Genomic DNA, 1,306 nt, shown 5'->3' on the forward strand with positions numbered 1-1,306 from the left:
GCGTCCGGGTTGCGCGGTTTCGTGGGAACGATCATCATCGACCGTCACCTCGCTGAAGACGTCGTCCATGAAGCGTTCCTCGAGTGGTGGCAGCACCCGGCCCGGTACGACCCGACTCGCGCCACGCTCGAGTCATGGCTGCGCACCATCGCCCATCGACGAGCCATCGATCGGATCCGTAGCCGTGAAGCGTCCCGCCGCCGGGACTTGCGCCTCGGGATCCGCGATCACCACAGCACCGACCACAGCTTCGACCAGTTCGACGCTCACTTCTCAAGAGCTCAGCTCCGGGAGGCCTTGTCTGAGCTGACTGACAAGCAACGCGACGCGGTTCTTCTGCGGTACCTCGGCGAACGCAGCACCGCGGAAGTCGCCAGCGACCTCCACACCACGCTCGGCACGGCAAAAACCCGAGTCCGAGACGGGCTCATCGCCCTCCGTCAACGCATGCAGGCCGACCCAGCAGCCGCCTGACCACTCTCGCGCCACGTCACCAGCACATCGACCGAAAGGCACCTCTCATGACCAGCAACGCAGCAGCTCCGCGCACCGGCTTCGCCGCCACCCTCACCCAGAAGGGCGCCCTGCTGTTCGGCGTCGTCTTCCTGATCGTCGGCATCGCCGGCTTCATCCCCGGACTCACCATGGACATGGGGTCCATGTCCATGGCCGGTCACGGCTCCATGGCCCTGCTCCTGGGCCTGTTCCAGGTATCCGTCTTGCACAACATCGTCCACTTGCTCTTCGGCATCGTCGGCGTTGCCGCAGCCCGTTCTGCCGGCGGTGCACGGCTCTACCTGCTGGTCGGCGGCATCATCTACGCGGTGCTGTTCATCTACGGCCTCTTCACTGCGAGCATGACCGGCGCGGCGAACTTCGTTCCGCTCAACAGCGCCGACAACGTGCTCCACGCCTTCCTCGCTGTCGCGATGATCATCCTCGGCATCGTTCTGCCCCGAGCCAGCGCACGTGGACGATCTTGACTGACAAGCGATGATGCGAAGGGCACTGATCACATGATCAGTGCCCTTCGTTCGTTCTCCCAGAGCGACCGACATGATCAGCCACGTGGACCGATGACTGACCGCACCTTCCATCGGACGTGTCTGACCCCGATCGACGGGGCGACTCTGGAAGTCGGCGCATGAGCAACGCCCCGTCGCGAGCGACGGGGCGTTGGCCGTTCCGGTCTGCCATGCACAGCCGGAGTACGGGGGTGTTACTTGATCTGGGCGGTGATGGTGGCGGTCCCGACGAGCAGGCCGGCCTTGACGGCGTCGGTCTTGAAGGTGCTGTTGAGCAGCTT

Annotated in this window: 2 protein-coding genes; both read left to right on the forward strand. The window is 64.6% G+C overall.

Annotated elements, in window-relative coordinates:
* Window positions 1-474, forward strand: a 474-nt coding sequence (locus ACIPJY_RS18055; protein ID WP_400467696.1) for a sigma-70 family RNA polymerase sigma factor, incomplete at its 5' end; no start/stop codon positions are given.
* A gap of 47 nt (window positions 475-521) precedes the next feature.
* The gene (locus ACIPJY_RS18060) at window positions 522-983 is read left to right on the forward strand and encodes a DUF4383 domain-containing protein (protein WP_400467697.1); all 462 of its coding nucleotides are present in this window, start codon (window positions 522-524) and stop codon (window positions 981-983) included.
* Window positions 984-1,306: the final 323 nt, after the last annotated feature.

The organism is Curtobacterium sp. NPDC090223, assembly GCF_044746585.1.
Taxonomy (GTDB): domain Bacteria; phylum Actinomycetota; class Actinomycetes; order Actinomycetales; family Microbacteriaceae; genus Curtobacterium.

What these genes read in the sequence shown, in the direction of transcription:
- ACIPJY_RS18060 (WP_400467697.1), top strand. Translation starts at nt 522, where the DNA reads ATGACCAGCAACGCAGCAGCTCCGCGCACCGGCTTCGCCGCCACCCTC.